This is a genomic window from Candidatus Hydrogenedentota bacterium (assembly GCA_016791475.1).
Lineage (GTDB): Bacteria > Hydrogenedentota > Hydrogenedentia > Hydrogenedentales > JAEUWI01 > JAEUWI01.
Window position 1 is genome coordinate 1 of sequence record JAEUWI010000308.1, and the last position, 615, is coordinate 615.

A 615-nucleotide genomic window follows, 5' to 3' on the forward strand; every position below is an offset into this window, starting at 1 on the left:
ATAGCCTTCGTCCAGGGGGCGTATCCACTCGGCTGTCAGACCGGCCTGCTTGAGGAAGGCCCCGAGTCGCCCGCCAATAGTGGCGCCAGCCACATTGGCACCGAGCATGCGGTCCACCGGCCCCAGGCCGGCGAGTACGTCGGCGAAGCCATCCAGGGCGCTCAGGAGCACGGCCCCCTGGCCGCACCACCCCTTGCCGTCATGCAGGCCCCACTTGAGGCGGGTGTTGCCTACGTCGAGAAGCAGATCCATCAGGCAAGCCTCAGGGACACTTCACCCGACAGGACGCGGCGCAACCCATCGGGCGTCCGCAGCAGCAGGGCGCCATCCTCGTCCACACCAGCGCAGGTTCCGCTCAGCGTGGCGGCCTCGCCGTCCAGTGCCGCCAGTTGGCCTTGCAGGGCGTCGAGACGCGACCGCGACTGCGCATCGCGCACCTGCACCTCTGCGGCCAGGCGGGCGCGCGCGGCGCGGTCGTCCAGCTCGGCCAGCACTTCGCCGGCCTTCACGCTGCGGCCCAGCTGCAGCGCGGTGCTGCGCAGGGCGCCGGCCTGCTGCGCCGACACGGGGTGCGCGGCCTGCTGCACCTCGAGCCGCGCATGGGGCGTCACCTCC

Annotated in this window: 2 protein-coding genes; both read right to left on the reverse strand. The window is 72.0% G+C overall.

The annotated features are described in order from the left end of the window. On the reverse strand, window positions 1–252 hold a 252-nt coding region (locus JNK74_29365), incomplete at its 3' end, for a type III pantothenate kinase (protein MBL7650284.1). After that, window positions 252–615 (reverse strand): hypothetical protein (locus JNK74_29370; GenBank protein ID MBL7650285.1); only part of this gene is annotated, 364 nt, incomplete at its 5' end. The genes JNK74_29365 and JNK74_29370, both read right to left, overlap by 1 nt.